Below are 20,362 nucleotides of genomic sequence, written 5' to 3' on the forward strand. Positions count from 1 at the left end.
GCCCCATAAAAAAAGGAAGGTTCTATCTTGTATTTTTGACCACAGTGGCTGCATTTTTCATGCATTTTGAAAACGGCAGGCAGATTATAGGGGTTTCTGTCCACATACATGTTCTCTTTCTGGCATTTAGGACAAGTTCCTGTTAAAATACTATATAATTTGGATCCTTTTTTTAACATTTGCAAAAAATTTTGATTGCCGTATTTGGCATTACAAATTTACACATACAATTACAAAAAAAATATAATAAATGCTTAATATACATAATTTGTCAGTTTCTTTCGGTGGTACTTATCTTTTTGAAGAAATTACATTCAGATTGGGTGCCGGTGACAGGGTAGGTCTTGTTGGTAAAAACGGTGCTGGAAAATCTACTATGCTGAAAATCCTGGCGCGTGATATTGCTCCTGATACAGGAAGCATAGCTACTGAAAAGGAAGTCAAAATAGGATTTCTTCGTCAGGATATCGACTTCGAACAAGGAAGGACGGTTTTGGAAGAAGCCTATGAAGCATTTACAGAAATAAAAATCGTTGAAAAAAAGCTGGAAGAAATCAATAAGCAGTTAGTTGAGCGAACCGATTACGAAAGTGAAGAGTACAGCCAGATTATTGAAGATTTGTCTGACTATACGCATCGTTTTGATTTGTTGGGCGGATACAATTATGTAGGTGATACAGAAAAGATTTTATTAGGACTGGGTTTTAAAAGAGAAGATTTCAATAACCAGACTGAAACCTTTTCCGGAGGTTGGAGAATGCGTATCGAACTGGCGAAATTACTTTTGCAGTCTAATGACATATTGTTGCTGGATGAGCCTACGAACCACCTGGATATTGAATCGATTATTTGGTTGGAGAGTTTTTTACGCAATTTCCCCGGTGTTGTAGTCATTGTTTCGCACGATAAGATGTTTTTGGATAACGTAACAAACAGAACCATTGAAATTTCACTAGGCAAAGCGTATGATTTTAATAAACCGTACACGCAATATTTGCAATTGCGACAGGAAATCCGTGAGAAGCAATTAGCTACTCAGAAAAATCAGGCCAAGAAAATTGAGGAAACCGAAAAATTAATCGAGAAGTTTAGGGCAAAAGCCTCAAAAGCCTCGATGGCGCAGTCGCTCATAAAAAAACTGGATAAGGTGGAAAGGATTGAAGTCGATGAAGACGATAATTCCGTTATGAATATTTCATTTCCGGTTTCGGTAACTCCCGGGAAGGTAGTTGTTGAAGCGGAAAATGTAACTAAAAAATATGGCGACAAGACGATTCTGAAAGATATTTCGCTGTTGGTCGAAAGAGGCAGTAAGATTGCTTTTGTGGGTCAGAACGGACAAGGAAAGTCAACTTTTATCAAAGCTATAGTTAACGAGATTGACTATACGGGCACCATAAAATTAGGACACAACGTGCAGTTGGGTTATTTCGCCCAAAACCAGGCAGAATATCTTGATGGTGAGATAACGTTGCTTCAGACCATGCAGGATGCCGCTAATGATACCAATCGTTCAAAAGTACGCGATATGCTGGGTTCTTTTTTGTTCAGGGGAGATGATGTCGAAAAAAAGGTAAAAGTGCTCTCAGGGGGCGAAAGAAACCGTCTGGCGCTTTGTAAATTGTTATTGCAGCCTATAAATGTGCTTGTGATGGACGAACCTACAAACCACTTGGATATCAAATCGAAAAACGTATTGAAAGCTGCATTGCAGCAATATGAAGGGACTTTGCTGTTGGTTTCTCACGACAGGGATTTCCTTCAGGGAATGTCAAATATAGTGTATGAGTTCAAAAATCAGAAGATAAAGGAATATTTGGGTGACATTAATTTCTTCTTAGAGCAGCGCAATCTTGAAAATATGCGTGAAGTGGAAAAGAAAGATGTCGTTAAGAAAGAAACCCCAAAAGAAAAGTCGTTGTCTTATGACGAACAGAAAAAAAATAAAGCACTTCAAAATAAACTGAGTAAGGTGGAAAGCCAGATTAAACAGTTGGAAATTGACATTCAGAAAGACGACAAGCTATTAGAGTCCGAGTATGACAAACATATAGAAGATGCTTCTTTTTTCATTGCCTATAATAAAAAGAAAAAAGACCTGGATAATCTTTTGGAAGAATGGGAAGCGATTCAGATGGAAATTGAAAATGCTTAGAGATACAGCCGGAACTTGTTTCCGGCTTTTTTATAGCTTTTCGTGAAAATCCTGTGATGTAATACCAATTCGTTCTGAATGCTCAATCGCCTCCTTGCTGTTCCTGAAATAACAGGTGTCAACTCCCATACTTTCCATATTTGCCATAGCTTCAATGGCTTTGCTCTTTTTGTTTTTGCCTGTTTGCCTGATGTAGACCGCTTTGACAGTAACCGGAAAAATCTTGCAGATATCTTCATATAAAAACGGGTCCTGTTGCGAATCGTCTCCCAACAATACATATTTCAGATGGGGATAAAATTCCAGAATATGCTTGATTTTTTCGAATTTGTGATCATGATTGCCCCTGCCGGTAAGAAAGAAATCAGTAAGGCTGGTTTTGATGTCTTTTAAAAGCAATACAGCTTTAGGAAGACCGTGTAGTTCCGTGAATTGGGTAATGAATCTGTAGAGGTTCCATTCGCTGCTGGAAACATAAAAAAAAGCATTTTTCTCCGTATCACTGTTTCTGCCGGCAGAACTCAAAGCCTGATAATGGGGTACGACATCTTCAAATATTTTACGGTCATTGACGTTCCTGAAAAGAAGTATGTACAGTTTTTTGAAAGGATTTCGGGTATGGGAAACCAAAAAGGTATCATCAATATCCGATATGAATCCCCAGTTGCCCTCATGAGGGCGTATATAGCTGCCTTTGCTCGAAATTTCTTTACTATTATGGTAAGTGCTGACTTTATATTCGTTCCAGCCATAAGCCAGATCCTTTGACAATGGGATGCAAAATTTGAAATAGCCATCATCCAGGCTTTTCGTGTGGATTTTCATGCCCTGGTGTTCCAGATAAATCGAAGCATTTTTTTGCGTTTTGATTCGGAACATGCGGATAACCGATTTGGCATTCTTGAAATTTTTCTTTTGAAAATCGTAATCTTCTTTAGTCGTTGGTCTGAAAATATGCCCCATCACAATTAATTCCTGATCATTTGCATAACCTCGATATAACTTTAGGATTGGCTTCATAAATGTTTTATATTTATATTACGATATAACAAATTACAAAAAAATATAGCATACACAAGCCATGAGCACGCAAAAGAATTATATTCTGGTAGTTAACCCGATATCCGGTGATATTGATAAGGCAGAAATTATTGGTGAAGCAAAAGAATATGCAGTTAAACAGGACATACATTTGGTTGTTTATGAAACAACGGGAAAAAACGATGAGTCTGAAATCCAAAAACTTCAGGAGAAAAATAAGGCGGAAAGAATAATAATCGCTGGCGGTGATGGCACTATTAAGATGGTGGCAGAAGCTGTGGAAAATCATGATGTAATTTTGGGAATACTGCCTGCAGGTTCTGCTAACGGACTTTCTGTAGACCTCAACCTTCCGGATAGTCTGGAAGAGAATCTGGAAATTGCGTTCAATAACAATTATATGGAAATGGATATGATTTCCATCAACGGGAAAAAAAGCCTCCATCTGAGCGACATAGGTATTAACGCTGAATTGATAAAGAATTATGAAAACAGCAGTATCCGTGGAAAATTGGGATATGCTTTACAGGCTTTTAATACGCTTGCCGGACTCAAGCCTCCTTTTCATGCCATTATAGAAACACATCTCGGACGTATCGAAACAGAAGCCAGAATGGTAGTTGTGGCCAATTCCCAAAAATATGGTACCGGTGTTGCGATTAATCCGAATGGCGTGATGAACGATGGCAAATTTGAAATAGTAATTCTCAAAAACCTTGACCTGATCGTTTTCAGTAAAATACTGTCTGGAAATATGCCTGTTGAAAATGATGACGTTGAAATCATATCGACAGATAAGGCAGTTGTCACAACGAATTCACCGGTAAGTTTTCAAATAGATGGCGAATATTGTGATGAAGTGACCCGTTTAGAGGTAGAAATTCTTCCTAATCAGATGCGGGTGGCGGTTCCTTGAGAGAGGCTAAGATATTAAGGTTCTAAGGTTTTGAGGTGCTATGTTTAAAGGTATCTTGAATCCGCGTAATTATTTAATCAGTGAAAATCCGCGTTTCAAAAAATAAAAGGTGCTAAGGTTCTAAGGGACTAAGGTTCTAAGGTGCTAAGTTTAAGGCTTCTTAAATTCGCGTAATTATTTAAATCCGTGAAAATCCGCGTTCCAAAAAAATAAGAGTCACTAAGGCACTAAGGTTCTGAGGTGCAAGATTGTATTTTTATTGGGTTATCAACTTTCCCCATAACTATTTAAAAGGATTTCGTTCTTTCCAGGCCAATTCAGGTTCTAAATAGCCAAAAATACGGGAGATAAAAAGATTGATAAAAGAATTGTGGTGTTTGATAAACCCATACATTTTTTCAGGAACAGCACCCACAGAACTTTTAATTTCCAATGCAGTCCGTGCAAAAATAATCTGCCGGAATCCCTTATTTATAGAATAGCAAATCATATCATAAAGCATGTTGAGATAGAGCATCTTTTCCTTTTGGCAGTTGTCATCATAGCCTAAAAAATAAGTGTCTACAGCACCGCCATTTTTAATAAGGGTGTTAAAACCAATCATTTTTTCGCCTTCAAAATAGCCATAAAACAGAAAGTTATCCTTGAGATGTTTCTTGAAGCTGGAGAAATGATTTTCAGGAAGGTAAAAAGTATTAAACGGAGCATTTTTAGCCACACAATAATACAAATCATAAATCGTTTTTTCCTGTTTTTGAATCTCTTCCAAAGAAAGTTTCTTTTTGGTCAGGCCTTCTGATTTTTTTCGTGCCCTTTTGTACTGGTCACGGTACTTTTTATTTAGTGCGTTTATATAATCAGCCTCATTTTTCCAGTTATCCCGAATAGTGAAGACCATGTTTGGTTGTGTACTGAACTGATAAAACTCATCAAATTCACGTAGCCTGAAGTAATGGAGGTCTTCTTTTTTAAAATCTTTGAATACTGTGATATGGGTATTGGTTCCTTTCTTCCGTAATTTTCTTTCAATTTCGATTGCTGCCTTTTTCAACAATACCAAACCATCAGAATAAGGCAGGCCGGAATCAAATTCATAAGCATTCTGGCCTGTAAGCATGTTGTTACCTATAATCAGAACTTTAGAGCTAAAATTCTTGAATATAAATTTTCGTATAGAAGTTTTTGCGCAATTGTCTCTTTCACCGTAAGAATTCACCCTACTCAGATCTAAAAATTGGGATAGTGCGATCCCAATCAGCTTTTCTTCCCGAAAGAGACCAATAAAATGGCAGGACATATTATCCGGAGCAGCCGTTTCGAGTATTTTTAAATAGGATTTTGAAAGAAAGATGTTAGCAGTTGTAAGGCTGTCCCAATTTTTGGGAAGCTCAGAAGTTGCAGTAAAAAGCTTGAAGCTTAAAGTAGTTTCCAATTGCTAAAAAATAATAAATCCCGTCCTGATAGTAATCAGGACGAGACTTTAGAATACTATATGTTTACATCCAGGCACAAATAATTCCGCCCATAATAGTCAGGTTCACAATCCAATAGCCGGAATTGATAAAGATAAATTTCCAGCTTTTTCTTTCAAACATCGCGTTGATGGCAATTAGTGGAAATGTAAAAAATAGTCCGGTCATAAAACCGTGCAAAGCACCGTGTTTAAATGTTCGGAATTTGGTTCCGTGTTCTGCCATGAATGCCTGGTAAGCAGGGCCAGCCTGGTCAGGGTCTCCGCCGGTTGCCGCTAAAGCTCCCCATTGATGTATGACGAGAAATTGCAAAATAAAAGCCATTAAAAAGGCAAATACAATGCTAAGACCAAAAATTTTAGCCATGTTGGCACCTTTTAATTTTTCTTCCGTAAGTCCGGCCGAGTTCATCCAGGCGGTTCCGAAAACTTTTGGGTTATACCATATAAAACCGACAACCAGCGTCGATAACGCCGCAACGAGCAATGCTAAAAAATTTACTTCCATGATTGATTTTGTTTAAGTGTTTGTTATTCAAAGATAAGTAAATGAATTAACATTAAACTGAGAATAGTTTAATTGAAAGGCTTAATTTTGAGAAAGTGATAAATTTCCCGCCAATTCTTTTAGGTTAATTTCGGATACTTTAGCGGCATATTGTGCATTGCTGTTTCGGACTTTTGCATTAACATAATTAAGTTGTGCTTCACGGAATTCCAAAGGTGCAATCGTTCCGATTTTAAACTTTGCCAAAGTAATATCAAGATTTTCTTTCGCAATTTCTTCGTTTTTGGCTTCAAGCTTGGTCAGTTCCAGATTGGTCAGGTAGGTCTGGTAAGCAGACGACAACTGCGAACGTAAAGTTTGTAATTGCTGCTCGATAACAATCTTGGAATTTTCTACCTGAAGTTTGGCCGCCTTTTCGTTTCTGTTTTGAAGTCCGCCGTTAAAAATATTCATGGAAGCATTAAAGCCATACGTAAATCCTTGTCCTGAAGACTGGGTGATAAAGCCGAGTGAAGCTTCTGTGCGTGAAAAATTATAACCCGATGTAATGTTTACAGTTGGATAGCGGCTCGCCTTGACTTGTTTGAGCTGTAATTCGCTAATCCGTTTATTGATAATCTGTGCCTGCAATTGCGGATTTTGTTTTTCTGCCAATGCCATCAGTTCCGGAAGCAAAAGTGTTCCATCAATGGCGATTTCGTCGGCAACAACAAATTCTGTTTTTACATCCCTGCCCAAAATTTCGTTCAGGAAAATTTTAGTATTGGCATACAGTTCTTTTTGTCGGAGCAGGGCAGTAGTGTCCGTATTGAGGTCAACCTGTGCATTCAATACTTCTAATTTCGAGGCTTTTCCAATTTTATAACGATTGTCGGCAGTAGTAATTCTCAGATTGGAAATTACAATTGCCGTATCAAGCGCTTTCAGTTGCTGTTGCTGCTGTACAAGGTCATAGTAAGTCGTGATGACATCAGAAACCTTTGTAAAGATGGCAAGTTTGAGCTCAGCATCGCCTAATTTTTCTAATTCTTTCAACCGGTCATAACGCGCAAACATCCCCATACCGTCAAAAATAGTCCAGTTTAAGGCCACCCCATAATTAAGGTTCATATTTCTGGCGTTGTTAAGCTTGCGCTCTGAGCCGTCGGATTGTGTTTGTGTGGTATTCTGGATGCTGTTGTTGTCTGTTACATTGGCATTCAGCTGTGGTAATACGCCTGCATTGGCAAGGCTAACATTCTGCTGGTCGATTTTTAGCTCATTGCTGGCAATTTTTATTTCGTAATTGTTTTCCAACGCAATCTTTACCGCATCTTCGACCGTTAAGATTTGCTGGGCTCTTGCTGCCAGTGAAATGGCAAAAAAGAAAACAATCTGAAAAAATAGTTTAGAAGTCATGCGATTATTCTTTTTCATATTCTTTTATGTTGTCAAATTCTGGCCTGTGTTTCTTTTCTCTGGACCACATAAAATAGATAGCAGGAATCACAAATAATGTCAGTATCAACGAGAATAAGGTTCCGCCCACAATAACAACTCCCATACCAATACGGCTGGTTGAGGCTGCTCCCAAAGACAATGCGATTGGAAGCGCTCCTAAAGCAATGGCCAAACTGGTCATCAGAATAGGGCGCAGACGCGATTCTGCAGCTTCCATAATGGCTTCCATTTTGTTCTTGCCCTGTTCCCGGAGTTGGTTGGCAAATTCTACAATCAGGATTCCATTCTTCGTCACCAGTCCAATAAGCATAATAGTTCCAATCTGGCTGAAAATGTTCCAGGTCTGGCCAAACAGCCAAAGCGAGAATAAGGCTCCTGCAACTGCCATAGGAACTGTCAGGATGATAATAAACGGGTCAATAAAGCTTTCAAACTGCGCTGCCAAAATCAGGTAAATAAGCAATAATGCCAATCCAAAGGCAAAAGCAGTATTGGAATTACTTTCTACGAAATCACGGGATTCACCTCCAAGGTCGGTTGTAAAAGTTTCATCAAGGACTTTTTCTTTGATGCGTTCCATCGCATCGATACCGTCGCTGATACTTTTTCCGGGAGCAAGTCCGGCAGAAACCGTAGCAGACATATAACGGTTGTTATGGTACAATTGCGGCGGGCTGCTTTCTTCTTCAATAGTAACAAGGTTGTCCAATTGAATTAGCTCTCCTGCTGCATTTTTTACGAAAATAGAAGTAAGGTCGATAGGCGCTTCGCGGTCTTTTTTGTCGAATTGTCCCATAACCTGATATTGCTTGCCATTCATCATGTAATAGCCAAAACGTTGTCCGCTCAAAGAAAGCTGTAATGTTTGGGCAATATCAATTACGGAAACGCCAAGACTCTGTGCCTTTTCCCTGTCGATAGTCACATAAATTTCAGGCTTGTTGAATTTCAGGTTGACATCGGTAATCGAAAAAGTAGGGTCCTGCGCGGCCTCATCCATAAATTGAGGAATCTTTTCCCTTAGTTTTTCAAAGTTCTGCGCCTGAATGATATATTGTATCGGAAGTCCACCACGTCGGTTTACGGAAATAGTAGGCTGTTCTGATACGGAAACCTTAGCCTCGGCATATTTTTTTGTCCATTTGGTAAGATCTTCTGCAATTTCTTTTTGCGAACGTTCTCTTTCGCCAGGTTCTACCAAAGCAATCCTGGCACGTCCGCTGTTTACTGATGCAGAACCAAATCCCGGGGAAGTAATAATCAAACTCACTTTTTTCTCAGGGATTGAATCGTTGATTAAGTCTGACAGTTCCGTCATAAAACGGTCCATATAATCATACGATGCTCCTTCTGGTGCCGTTACGTTTACACCAATAAAGCTTCTGTCATCATAAGGAGCTGTTTCTTTTTGCAGCGTGCTGAAAAATAAAGCAATCAATCCGATACAAATAATAAGGATAGGGAAGCTCAACCATTTACGCTTCATGAATCGACCCAGCGCATCGGCATAACCCGAGTTCATTTTTAAAAAGTAAGGCTCGCTCCATTCATAGAATTTAGACCTTTTCTGTTCACCGCCTTTCATAAGATAGGCATTCAGCATTGGAGTCAGGGTCAGGGATACAAAAGCAGAAATTAAAACGGCCGCACCAATCACCACACCAAATTCCCGGAAGAGCCTTCCTACGAAACCTTCAAGGAATATTACGGGTAGGAATACGGCGGCAAGGGTAATCGAAATGGAGATAACGGCAAAGAAAATCTCATTGGATCCTTTGATAGCCGCTTCAATGGGTGTCATTCCTTCTTCGACTTTCTTGAAAATATTTTCAGTAACTACGATACCGTCATCCACGACCAGACCCGTAGCGAGTACGATTGCCAGAAGCGTAAGTACATTTACGGAAAATCCGAAAAGCCACATAATGAAAAAAGTAGCAATCAGGGAAACCGGAATATCAATCAGCGGTCGGAATGCGATGGCCCAGTTTCTGAAAAACAGGTAAATAATCAGTACTACCAGTACAATGGCTATCAATAAAGTTTCTGCTACTTCTACAACCGCTTTTTTTACAAATACGGTATTGTCAATGGCTATATTTAACTTGAAATCTTTAGGAAGATCTCTTTTTAGCTGGTCGTATTGAATGTAAAAGGCTTTTGCAATGTCCAGATAGTTGGTTCCGGGTTGCGGAATAATTGCCATCCCGACCATTTCCTGTCCGGAATCGCTTAATTTGGTTTCCAGGTTTTCGGCTTCAAGAGCGGCATTACCAATATCGCTAAAGCGGACTATTTTTTCGCCTTGTGCCAGGATGATAATGTTATTGAATTCTTCTTCCGTGGAAAGGTTTCCTACGGTTTTGACAGTCAGTTCTGTATTGGCTCCGGTCAATTTTCCGGATGGCAATTCTACATTCTGGCTCGCCAGGGCAGATCTTACGTCGGAAACAGTTACGCCATAAGAGGCCATTTTGATCGGATCCATCCATAAGCGCATCGCGTATTTACGCTGTCCCCAGATTTGAACGCTACTGACACCCGGAATAGTTTGCAGACGCTGCGCGATGACATTATCCGCATAATCCGAAAGTTCCAGAACATTTTTATTGTCACTCTGTACGGTCATCGTGATAATAGGTTCGGAATCCGCATCGGCTTTTGAAACTACCGGAGGAGCATCAATGTCCTGCGGAAGACTTCTTACGGCCTGTGATACTTTGTCGCGCACATCATTGGCGGCTTCTTCTAAATTTTTATCCAGGTTGAACTCGATCGTAATGTTGCTGCTTCCCTGATTACTTGAGGAAGTAATATTTCGGATACCGTCAATCGAATTGATGGCCTTTTCCAAAGGCTCGGTAATCTGAGATTCGATAATGTCGGCATTTGCTCCGGTATAGCTCGTCCTTACGGAAATTTGTGCCGGATCGATAGAGGGAAATTCACGTACGCCCAGATAAGTATAGCCAATAATTCCAAAAAGAATCAGCATGAGATTCAAGACAATCGTCAGAACCGGTCTTTTTATACTCGTGGTAGATAAACTCATTTGGGTTTAGTTTTTTATTTGGACTTTGACAGGCATTCCGTCTTTTAGTGTCATCACTCCTGTAGTCAATACGGTGTCTCCTGCTTTGATGCCTGAAGTAATCAGGATGTCTTTATCTGTTCGCGCTCCTGTTTTAACGATTATTTCTTTCGCTTTCCCGTTTTGGGATATAAACAGTTTCTTTCCGTTCTGGATAGGGATCAGTGCCTGCGTAGGAACCAGTAAGGCATCCGGAATATTGTCTAATGGAAGTATGACGTTTGCAAAGGTTCCGGGATAGAGCTTACCTTCAGGGTTTTCGGCAATAGCTCTTAGTCTGAGTGTTCGCGTTGCTACTTCAATTTCCGGTTCGATGGCATAAATCTTGGCTTTGAATTTTTCCGGCGAACCTGCAGTAGTAAATGTAAACTCACCGTTAACTTTCATTTGGGAAGCGTATTTTTCCGGGATAGAAAAAGTAATTTTCAACCGGCTGGTGTTTACCAGTTTTGCAATCATGGTAGTTGGCGTCACGTAAGTTCCTTCGGAAATCGAGCGAAGTCCTATTTTTCCGGAAAAAGGAGCACGTACCGTAGTTTTTGCAATTTGGGCACTAATGAGTTGTGATTGTGCCTTGGCAGATTTGAAATCGGCACTGGCAATATCATATTCTTCCTGGCTAATCGCTTCTTTTTGCAAAAGCAGTTTTGCCCTTCTTTCGTTTTCGGAAGCCAATCCCTGTGCTGTTTTGGCTTGTGCCAGTTGGGCTCTTAATTCGATATCGTTTACTTTAAAAAGCACCTGCCCTTTTGATACCATTGTACCTTCATTGAAGTTGATGCTTTCAACAATTCCGGAAACTTCACTGCGTACATCAATCTGTTCGTTAGCTTCAATCGAGCCGGAAAGTGAAAGTACATCGGCAAAATTTTGAGGTTTTACTACAACGCCGCTAACTGTTGATGGTTTTTTATTTCCCTGTCCTTTTCCGTTTTCTGATTCTGATTTCTTATTATTAATAATCCGATAGGCAATCATACCGCCAATACCAAGAAGTAGAATTGCGTAAACTAGATGTTTTATTTTCATGTGAACAGGGTAATTATAATTTTAAGTTAAGAAAAGCCAGATTTAGGCATCGAACAAAACTAAATTTTATTATTTAAACGAATGACTTTCTTTACTATACTTTAACATTTTTCAAATAATCTTAAAGTAAGACCGGAAAACAACAGAAAGGTTTAATGCCGAAAGTTAAATAAACATGCGTTTTATCGATTTTCTTTTTTTTACGCGAATTATTTTTCTATATTAGCTTTAGTAATAAATTTAAAAAGAAAACCAAAAACAGTTTCACTGTTTTCAAAATAAATAGTATTTAGTTTTTAGATTTTTATTTGAAAAAGCCGTCAGTTTATCTGACGGCTTTTTTGTTTTCTTTTGGATTTGCGAATCTTTTATTTTCGTAAATTTGCCTACAATTTGAATCTTCGAAATATGAACCATATTCACGATAATCTCAGTCCTTTTAAAGTCAAGATTTCTTTTGCGAAAGTGATTGAGGTTTTGGAAGAAATAGCCGATTCAGATGTAGATTATCGTGCCGCTTATGCAAAGGGACTTTTAAAGGAAATTGAACCTTATCCGGAGCTAAGAGATGGTATTGAATCGTATCAGCAGATTGAAAAGCACTACCTGCGTATCAAATATCTTTTGTCAGACCTGTTTCCAACGGCCTTGACGCATAACGAAATTAAGGCGGTAACGATTCCGTTTGACAATTATATTTTTAATACTACAGAAAGGCTTAACAAGATTATAAGTGAAGCTGGTGAAGATTTTGAAATCATAATCAGGGATTTTGACGAGCATCAGTTTTATGTCATGAACTGTCTGATTATCCTGAATTACTATTATGGTAGTAAAATTGATTTCAGTACTCCTATTTTTTATGACATTCCAAATGCGGATGGAATTATAAAACATTATCGGATTCTCTATAATGCAGATTTTCTGGAAGTATTTCCTACTGAAAAATCAATTGCGCTTACTCAGGAAGACATCAATTTGTTGATTGACAATTATGATGACCTGGCGCTTTGGAAAGAAAAATTTCCGCCGGGTAGCTGGATACTTAAAGGTTTCGGGATTATGACGCTTTACGATAATTCGGTTGAAAGCGCCATTTCTAATCTGAAAAGTAACCTTTTAAGTAATGATAAAGGAAATGAATTAAAAAGGGAGACAATCGAAACTATCTTCAGGTCTATCTATAAAATACCCGATTTAAGAACCGGTTTTGCTGCCTTTAGCAGTGATGGTACCCGATTAAAAAAAGCTGATTTTGAAGAAGAAATGCATAGCTTTTTATTGACAGGTATGGAGGAAGAGTGCCGTAATGCTTTAGGCGAATGTTCGCTGGAAACCCTGGTAGGACAGAAAAAGTATTTTATCATTTCAGATGTAAAAGAATTTCTGATTGCCAACCCGGAAGAAAAAGGATTTGCAGAGCACCTGCTTTCTCAGAATGTGCAAAGCTGTATTTTTGCACCGGTTATCAAAGATGAAAAATTTCTTGGAATCGTTGAATTGGTGTCGTCAGAGCCAAAACAGCTGAATAGTGTCAATGCCAACAAGTTGGATTTGGTTATGCCTTTTCTGGTAGATACTATTGACCGGTATTTTTCAGACATGCAAAATCAAATTGATGCCATAATCCAAAAAGAATATACGGCTATCCACCCAAGTGTTTACTGGAAATTCAGAGAGGAAGCTTCCTTGCATACGACTGATAAAAATGCCAGGGATTTGCCTTTTAAAGAAATTGTTTTTAAAGAAGTATATCCGCTCTACGGACAAATTGATATCAAAGGTTCTTCTGTAGCGCGAAACGAAGCTATAGAAAAAGACCTTACAGTCCAGATTGAACGGCTTCTCAGATTGCTTCGTTTTGTAAGTGACAATCTGAAACTTCCGGTAATTTACCAGAATATTTTTGAGCTGGAAGATTTGGAAAAACAACTCAAAGAAACTTTGAAAGCCGACACGGAGTCCCTTATTCAGAGTTATGTGCTCAACGAAGTGCATCCTATGTTACATCATTTTAAGGACTCCAATGAAGTTGTTCGGGCAAAAGTAGATACCTATTTTAAATCGTTGGACCCTAAAATAATGATGGTCTATGATGCGCGTAAAGATTTTGACGAGACGCTTTCACTTATCAATAAAAAAATGGCTTTTTTACTTGATAAAAAACAAGAAGAAGCCCAGTCTTTTTTCCCACACTATTACGAACGGTTTAAGACGGATGGAGTGGAACATAACCTTTATATTGGTGCTTCCATTGCACCGCAGCTTTCATTTAGCCATGTTTATTTAAGCAACTTGCGCTTATGGCAACTTCAGGTATTGTGTGAGATGGAAAACGAATATTACCATATGCGTCCTTCGCTTGCATATGATTTGGATGTGACCTCACTGATACTTGTTTTCAGTACGCCAATTTCAATACGCTTCAGAATGGACGAAAAACGTTTTGATGTTGACGGTACCTATAATGCCCGTTATGAAGTTGTGAAAAAAAGAATCGACAAATCGAACATAAAGGGAACAGACGAAAGGATTACTCAAAAAGGCAAGATTACGATTGTCTATTCACAACATCAGGAAGAAGTGGAGTACAGAAGATATATCAGCCTCCTACAGCACAAAAACAAGCTGGGCGCTATTGAAACTTTTGAGGTAGAAGACCTGCAGGGTGTTACCGGACTAAAAGCGTTGCGTGTAGAAATTCTGTATAGCCAGCCTGAAGACTCAGAAAACGGCTATACCTATCAGGATTTGGTAAAAGAGCTGTCGGTTAAGAATTAGACCGTCTTGAATGCCCATACGAAGGCAATTACGGAGGTGATGATTCCAAACATAAATACGGTATATGTAATGCGAAGCAGTTTGTATTTTCGGTTCAATACCAATCCCAGATAATAAAGGTCCTTAATCATGGAGTTGTAAAGATATTCGCGGTCTTTCATCAACACATTCATTGCCCACTGATATTCATCAAGAGGCATTTTGTGGAAATTTCCAAAGAACAACAGATTGACCTTTTTTTCTTCAATATCTTTTCGTGTAAAAAGTCCGCTTGTTACTTTTGGACGTGTGGAAAGTATGGCAAAAATGATAGAAATTACACTAAACATCAGCATCACGAAAGTAGGAACAATCAAATGCGCATTTGTCGGGCTGTCCAGTTTAGGGATTAAGGTAGACAAGGCAATCGAAATGATGATGGCGTTGACAGAAAGAAGAATATTGGCTTTACTGTCTGCAATCTGGCTGAGTTTGGTGTGATTGTTCAATGTCACGCGAAACATGGTATCGATTCCCCTTTCAGGAGTTTCTAATCGTTCCAGCTTTTTTTTATTCAGGGTGTCTTTTGGCTTTTCCTTTTTTCCTTTTTCCCAATCCGTAATCTTATCCTGCAATTCAGAAAGATTAAGGTCTTTTTGAGGTTGCCAGTTTGCCTTCGCGAAATCGGTATAAAAACGATGGTATTTGAGGAAAACAGTCCTGTTTTCTTTAGCCCATTCTAAATTGGAAAATTCCTTTTTGGCAACAATTTTCCATTCCTGACGCAACAGTTCCGCAAAATTGGAATATTCTTTATGCCCGAAATGGGAGCAGTCAGCATCGCGGATAATCATTTCCAAATGATTTTCAGGAGTGCGTTTGATTTCAGTTGCTATTATGAGTGCCTTAACTTTGGAAATTTTGTCGTCAGGAAATCCATTTTCCTTTAGGAAATCTTCGGCAATCTGTGCCCCTTTTTCTTCATGTCTTTCACCTCCATTGATATATCCTGCATCGTGAAACCAGGCCGCAATTTCAAGAATTTCAGCATCTTCTTCAGAAACTTTTTCTCCTTTTATCAATTGGCGCACGCTGTCGACAACCCTTAAAGTATGATTAAAATTATGGTAAATATAATCGGAAGATAAGTTATCTTTGAATAATTGAAATATAAAATTTTCAGCTTTTTGAAGAATATTCATATCAAATAAATTGAATTAAATCCACTACCAAATTATGAAATTATTTTGGCTTAATGTAACACGTAAACGAAATATAACCCCTTTCAAGTATATCTGCTTGATAATTTTTTTACAATCCTGTGCTACAAATCATTCCCAGTTTGGAAGCAAGGAGCCTGTTACGATAAAAGATAATTTTGATAATCCGAAAACAATTTCGCATACTTTCTATTTGGTAGGAGATGCGGGCAATGCTGATGAACTCAAAGCAAAGCAAATTCTTAAGCTGTTTGAAGAAAGGTTGAAGAAAGCAGATACAAACAGTACTTTACTTTTTTTAGGGGATAATATTTATCCGTTGGGCATGCCGCCAAAAGAAAGTCCTGACAGAAAAACTGCCGAAGAAAAATTAAACATACAGCTTGCTTTGTCTAAGAATTTTAAAGGGAAAACGATATTCATTCCGGGAAATCACGATTGGTATAACGGTGTGGAAGGATTGAAAGAACAGGAAAGGCTGGTTAATGAATATCTTAAAGAAAAAAAATCATTCCTCCCAAGAAAGAATTGCGGAATAGACCACTTGAATATCAATGATAATGTGGCATTAATTGTAATCGACAGCCAATGGTATCTGGAAGATTGGGACAAACATCCTACCATCAATACCGATTGTGATATCAAGTCGCGGGAACAGTTTTTTGACGAACTGGAAAGCAGGCTGAACGATAATCAGAAAAAAACAACAATTCTGGCTATCCATCACCCACTGATGAGTAATGGAACACATGGTGGAGAATTTTCTTTGAAAAAACACCTTTTCCCGATAGAGAAAAAAATACCAATGCCGGTAATTGGTACAATTATCAACTTATTGCGTAAAACTTCCGGTATCAGTCCGCAAGACCTGCAAAATAAAAAGTACAATGCTTTTGTCAAAAGAGTCAAGACACTCATACAGAATCGGAATAATGTGGTAGTAGTTTCAGGACATGACCATAATTTACAATATATCGACAAGGATAATATCAAACAGATTATCAGTGGAGCGGGCTCAAAGGAAGAAGCGGCAAGAGCAATCAATGAGAATGATTTTTCCTTCGGACATAATGGTTATGCGGTATTGGAAGTATTAGGAAATGGCGCTTCAAAAGTGTCTTATTACGGAGCTGATTCTAAAGGTAAAGAGGGGCTTTTGTACAAACAACAACCTACTTTCCCGAGGCCAAAACCAAATTTGAGAGAATACCCAAACAATTTCCCAACATCAAAAGATACCTCGGTTTATACGGTAAAAATGACGACTAAAGGCGGTGCCTATCGTTTTCTTTGGGGAGAACATTACAGAAAGATTTACAGCACACCAATAAAAGCCAGAAGTGTGAGCCTTGACACCTTGTATGGTGGTCTGACTCCTACCATTTCCGGAGGAGGTCACCAGTCAAAGTCACTCCGATTGGTAGATAAAGATGGTAAGGAATATGTCATGAGAGCCTTAAAGAAAAGTGCTACTAGGTTCCTGCAGTCGGTTGCTTTTAAGGACCAGTCAGTTGAAAAAGATTTCCGCGATACGTATGCAGAAGATTTTATCATGGATTTTTATACTACTGCCCATCCATACACGCCATTCATTGTTTCTGAACTGGCAGACAGAGTAGGTATAAGCCATTCCAATCCCAAACTGTTTTATGTGCCAAAGCAAAACAGGTTGGCATTATTTAATGAAGAATACGGTGATGAGTTGTATATGATTGAGGAGCGTCCTATGAGTGCATTCAAAGACCTCAAGAGTTTCGGAAAACCAGATAAAATTATCAGCACAGATGATGTCCTGGCAAATATCAGAGCTGATGAGAAATATGAAGTTGATGAGCCAAGCTATATCAGGGCAAGATTATTCGATATGCTGATTGGCGATTGGGACAGGCATGCAGACCAATGGAGATGGGGCGAATATAAAGAAAACGGCAAAGTAATTTATCGACCGATACCGCGCGACAGAGACCAGGCATTTTCCAGATATGATGGTACATTATTGTCTATTTTGATGAACTTTCCGGCTTTGCGTCATATGAGGTCATTTGATGACAAGCTCGATAATGTAAAATGGTTCAACCGCGAAGCCTATGCTCTGGATTTGGCCTTTATTACAAAATCTGATGAAAAAGTGTGGAGCCAACAGGCGAAATACATTACAGACAATCTTTCCAATTCTGAAATTGACAAGGCTTTTGAAAAATTGCCAAAAGAGGTTAAGGATGCTTCAATAGAAAAAATAAAATCCGACCTGAAAGCCAGAAAGAAACATCTGGAAAAATATGCACACCAATATTATAAAGTATTGCAAAAGACAGTGCTTATTGTCGGTACCGATAAAAAAGACCGGTTTGTAATTACAAGAGATGGAGATGTAACCAAGGTTGAGGTATACCGTATCAAGAAAGACAGGGAAGAATTAATCCGTCAGAAAACCTATCATTCTCCGGAAACCAGAGAATTATGGGTGTATGGTCTGGATGATGACGATATTTTTGAAGTAAAAGGCGAAGGCAGGAGAAAACTCAAAATACGACTCCTTGGAGGGCAAGACCACGATACTTATGATGTGGAGAGTAGCCGTAAAATAAGAATCTATGATTCTTCAACAAAAGATAATACGGTTGTCAATACCGGAAAAGGAGAAAAAATGCTTTCAGATTCGTATCTGATTAATACCTACGACTACGAAAAGCCAAAATACAATGTGATGGCCGGCTATCCGCTACTCGGATTCAACCCGGATGATGGTGTCAAAATAGGAGCCAGGGTCAATTATACCGTAAACGGATTCAACAGATTCCCATATTCTCAAAGACATGTTGTTGGTGGGAACTATTATTTCGCCACCAGTGGTTATGAATTGTTCTATAAAGGCGTTTTTCCGCATCAGATAGGGAAATGGAATTTTGTAATTGATGCGCTTTACACAAGCCCTAACTTTAGTGTTAACTATTTCGGTATTGGAAATGAGACAGAAAATCCGGATGACGATATCAATATGGACTATAACCGTGTCAAGATAAGAAGGCTGAAAGCTACGCCATCTTTGCAATGGACGGGTGAAATGGGAGGTTCGGCAATTGTACAGGCAAGTTTTGAAAGAATAAGTGTAGACAGAACTGCCGGGCGATTTGTAAGTCAGCCTGGAGTTCTAAATCCGGATGTTTTTGACTACAAAAACTTTGTCGACCTCAGCGCCAAATATACTTTTGAAAACTATGACAATCCATCAAATGCTACCTTAGGAATGATTTTCTCACTGATGGGAGGATATACCATAAATATCAATGAAACTGACAGGAAATTTCCCTATGCAGAAGGCTCGTTAGGATTTACCTATAAAATTTCCACAAGCGGCAACTGGATGCTGGCTACACTTTTAAAAGGAAAAGCTCTGTTTGATAATGACTTCGAATTCTATCAGGCGGCTACTGTGGGTGGCGATACTGACCTGCGTGGTTTCAGAAACCAACGTTTTTCAGGCAAGCAGTCATTCTACCAAAGTACAGACCTTCGCTGGAATCTCGGGAAAATAGATAATGGCGTTGCACCGCTGCGTTATGGTGTATTTGGAGGTTTTGACTATGGCCGTGTATGGGTGCCTAATGAAGAGTCAGACAAATGGCATCAGGCATACGGCGGCGGTATTTGGATTAATGGCGTAAATCTGGTTACAGGCAAGCTGTCACTTTTTAATTCAGCAGATGGCCTTAGGGTTTCGGCAGGATTAGGATTTGGATTTTAAGTCAGACAACTTGATTTCATAAAGATTACCGCCTGTTTTTTTACTTTTTTCGTCTACAATAAGTAAGGTCTCATTGTCTTTAAAACAAATGCCTTCTTTTTGTGTCACGTCATTGAGTTCAAACATTTCGGTCTTTCCGTTAAGGAAATCATCACTCTTAAAATCAGAAAATAGCCATACTTTACTGGAGCTAAGCAATGCAACTTTCTTACCATCAGGACTAATGTCTGCACTGGTAATGGCACATTTATGATAGTTGTTGCAAGCTTTAAATTTGCCTAACAATTGGGCTTTGTGACGACCGGTTTGGTTGGGCACTTTATAGAGCATGACCGTGCCGTCAAATCCTTTGCTTCTGTTTTTGGTGAAAATGTAAAAGTTCCCTTTGTAGATAAAAAAAGATTCGGCATCATAAAAAAGCTCCGATTTCTTAGGAGGAAACTGATTTTGTTCAGGATAGTAAAATTCCACTTTAGAAGGCGAAACTGCCGTCTCATTTTTCAGGTCTCCTGCATTGATTTTGTAAATGCAAAGGTCTTTACGGATATTGTCATTATTGCCAAAATCACCTACATATAAATTGCCTTCCTCATCAGCAGTCAAATCTTCCCAATCTACATTTTTTGCATTTTCAAGCGTTACGGCATGCGCAATCTTTCCTTCTGGAGTAAGTCCGTAGATGTTGTTTTTATTACCACTGTCTTCGGCTACCCAAATCAGATTGGAAACTTTTGAAACGGCTACGGCAGAAGCTTCTTTTAAAGGCAGCTTCTTCGTATTGGTAGGTATTTCCTGCGATGTTCCCGAACAGGAAAATAAGATTGAAAAAACAGGAAGAAAGGTAAGTGATTTCATAAGCAGATTTTAATACGTAAATATAAGAAAACGAGGATAAGAAATATAAATTGCCTATTCTTAAGATTTGCTTAATACTGACTTAACACTCCAATTTAATATTCTGTTCGCCGTTAACTTTGCAAAACAAA

Annotated in this window: 12 protein-coding genes and 1 pseudogene; 4 read left to right on the forward strand and 9 right to left on the reverse strand. The window is 38.8% G+C overall.

Features of this window, described 5'->3' with window-relative positions:
* Positions 1 to 179: pseudogene (locus tag ASG38_RS18260) on the reverse strand (DUF983 domain-containing protein); the annotation flags it as partial.
* 71 nt (positions 180 to 250) lie between these two features.
* On the opposite strand from ASG38_RS18260, the gene ASG38_RS06680 reads away from it, so the two are divergent.
* Positions 251 to 2,155: an ABC-F family ATP-binding cassette domain-containing protein gene (locus ASG38_RS06680; RefSeq protein ID WP_056068398.1), complete on the forward strand. Its 1,905-nt coding sequence runs from the start codon at positions 251 to 253 to the stop codon at positions 2,153 to 2,155.
* Positions 2,156 to 2,185: 30 nt separating this feature from the next.
* Here ASG38_RS06680 and ASG38_RS06685 read toward each other — a convergent pair whose 3' ends face one another.
* Positions 2,186 to 3,175 carry an App1 family protein gene (locus tag ASG38_RS06685; protein WP_056068400.1) on the reverse strand — a complete coding sequence of 330 codons (990 nt, stop codon included), beginning with the start codon at positions 3,173 to 3,175 and terminating at the stop codon, positions 2,186 to 2,188.
* A 61-nt stretch (positions 3,176 to 3,236) separates the two neighbouring features.
* Here ASG38_RS06685 and ASG38_RS06690 point away from each other — a divergent pair, with 61 nt between their 5' ends.
* A complete protein-coding gene (locus ASG38_RS06690) occupies positions 3,237 to 4,112 on the forward strand; it encodes a diacylglycerol kinase family protein (protein ID WP_056068401.1) in 876 nt (291 codons plus the stop codon).
* A gap of 283 nt (positions 4,113 to 4,395) precedes the next feature.
* On the opposite strand, the gene ASG38_RS06695 is transcribed toward ASG38_RS06690, so the two are convergent.
* From ASG38_RS06695 to ASG38_RS06715, 5 genes are all read right to left on the reverse strand, one after another.
* Entirely contained in the window at positions 4,396 to 5,544 is a 1,149-nt protein-coding gene (locus ASG38_RS06695; protein ID WP_056068403.1) for a peptidogalycan biosysnthesis protein, read from the reverse strand.
* Between the two features lie 64 nt (positions 5,545 to 5,608).
* A complete protein-coding gene (locus tag ASG38_RS06700; protein WP_056068405.1) occupies positions 5,609 to 6,091 on the reverse strand; it encodes a DUF1761 domain-containing protein in 483 nt (160 codons plus the stop codon).
* Between the two features lie 81 nt (positions 6,092 to 6,172).
* The gene (locus ASG38_RS06705; protein WP_369814298.1) at positions 6,173 to 7,507 is read right to left on the reverse strand and encodes a TolC family protein; all 1,335 of its coding nucleotides are present in this window, start codon (positions 7,505 to 7,507) and stop codon (positions 6,173 to 6,175) included.
* Entirely contained in the window at positions 7,494 to 10,583 is a 3,090-nt protein-coding gene (locus ASG38_RS06710) for an efflux RND transporter permease subunit (RefSeq protein ID WP_056068407.1), read from the reverse strand. The genes ASG38_RS06705 and ASG38_RS06710 overlap by 14 nt, the downstream gene beginning before the upstream one ends.
* A 6-nt stretch (positions 10,584 to 10,589) precedes the next feature.
* On the reverse strand, positions 10,590 to 11,651 hold the full coding sequence (locus ASG38_RS06715) for an efflux RND transporter periplasmic adaptor subunit (RefSeq protein WP_056068409.1): 1,062 nt from the start codon (positions 11,649 to 11,651) through the stop codon (positions 10,590 to 10,592).
* A gap of 408 nt (positions 11,652 to 12,059) precedes the next feature.
* Here ASG38_RS06715 and ASG38_RS06720 point away from each other — a divergent pair, with 408 nt between their 5' ends.
* Complete coding sequence (locus tag ASG38_RS06720) at positions 12,060 to 14,432, forward strand: GAF domain-containing protein (RefSeq protein WP_056068411.1); 2,373 nt, start codon at positions 12,060 to 12,062, stop codon at positions 14,430 to 14,432.
* On the opposite strand, the gene ASG38_RS06725 is transcribed toward ASG38_RS06720, so the two are convergent.
* The gene (locus ASG38_RS06725) at positions 14,429 to 15,613 is read right to left on the reverse strand and encodes a Pycsar system effector family protein (protein ID WP_056068413.1); all 1,185 of its coding nucleotides are present in this window, start codon (positions 15,611 to 15,613) and stop codon (positions 14,429 to 14,431) included. The two genes, ASG38_RS06720 and ASG38_RS06725, sit on opposite strands and share 4 nt — an antisense overlap.
* 97 nt (positions 15,614 to 15,710) lie before the next feature.
* Between ASG38_RS06725 and ASG38_RS06730 the strand changes: the two genes are divergently transcribed.
* Positions 15,711 to 19,376: a metallophosphoesterase gene (locus tag ASG38_RS06730; RefSeq protein WP_235498571.1), complete on the forward strand. Its 3,666-nt coding sequence runs from the start codon at positions 15,711 to 15,713 to the stop codon at positions 19,374 to 19,376.
* Here the strand turns inward: ASG38_RS06730 and ASG38_RS06735 are convergent.
* Positions 19,359 to 20,231: a hypothetical protein gene (locus ASG38_RS06735; protein ID WP_056068418.1), complete on the reverse strand. Its 873-nt coding sequence runs from the start codon at positions 20,229 to 20,231 to the stop codon at positions 19,359 to 19,361. The genes ASG38_RS06730 and ASG38_RS06735 overlap by 18 nt on opposite strands.
* Positions 20,232 to 20,362: the final 131 nt, after the last annotated feature.

This window comes from Flavobacterium sp. Leaf359, from assembly GCF_001423985.1.
Lineage (GTDB): Bacteria > Bacteroidota > Bacteroidia > Flavobacteriales > Flavobacteriaceae > Flavobacterium > Flavobacterium lindanitolerans.

Excerpts from the sequence above, each read along its gene's own strand:
- ASG38_RS06680 (WP_056068398.1), top strand. The coding sequence starts at position 251 with ATGCTTAATATACATAATTTGTCAGTTTCTTTCGGTGGTACTTATCTT.
- ASG38_RS06685 (WP_056068400.1), bottom strand. The coding sequence starts at position 3,175 with ATGAAGCCAATCCTAAAGTTATATCGAGGTTATGCAAATGATCAGGAA.
- ASG38_RS06690 (WP_056068401.1), top strand. The coding sequence starts at position 3,237 with ATGAGCACGCAAAAGAATTATATTCTGGTAGTTAACCCGATATCCGGT.
- ASG38_RS06700 (WP_056068405.1), bottom strand. The coding sequence starts at position 6,091 with ATGGAAGTAAATTTTTTAGCATTGCTCGTTGCGGCGTTATCGACGCTG.
- ASG38_RS06705 (WP_369814298.1), bottom strand. The coding sequence starts at position 7,507 with ATGAAAAAGAATAATCGCATGACTTCTAAACTATTTTTTCAGATTGTT.
- ASG38_RS06710 (WP_056068407.1), bottom strand. The coding sequence starts at position 10,583 with ATGAGTTTATCTACCACGAGTATAAAAAGACCGGTTCTGACGATTGTC.
- ASG38_RS06715 (WP_056068409.1), bottom strand. The coding sequence starts at position 11,651 with ATGAAAATAAAACATCTAGTTTACGCAATTCTACTTCTTGGTATTGGC.
- ASG38_RS06720 (WP_056068411.1), top strand. The coding sequence starts at position 12,060 with ATGAACCATATTCACGATAATCTCAGTCCTTTTAAAGTCAAGATTTCT.
- ASG38_RS06725 (WP_056068413.1), bottom strand. The coding sequence starts at position 15,613 with ATGAATATTCTTCAAAAAGCTGAAAATTTTATATTTCAATTATTCAAA.
- ASG38_RS06735 (WP_056068418.1), bottom strand. The coding sequence starts at position 20,231 with ATGAAATCACTTACCTTTCTTCCTGTTTTTTCAATCTTATTTTCCTGT.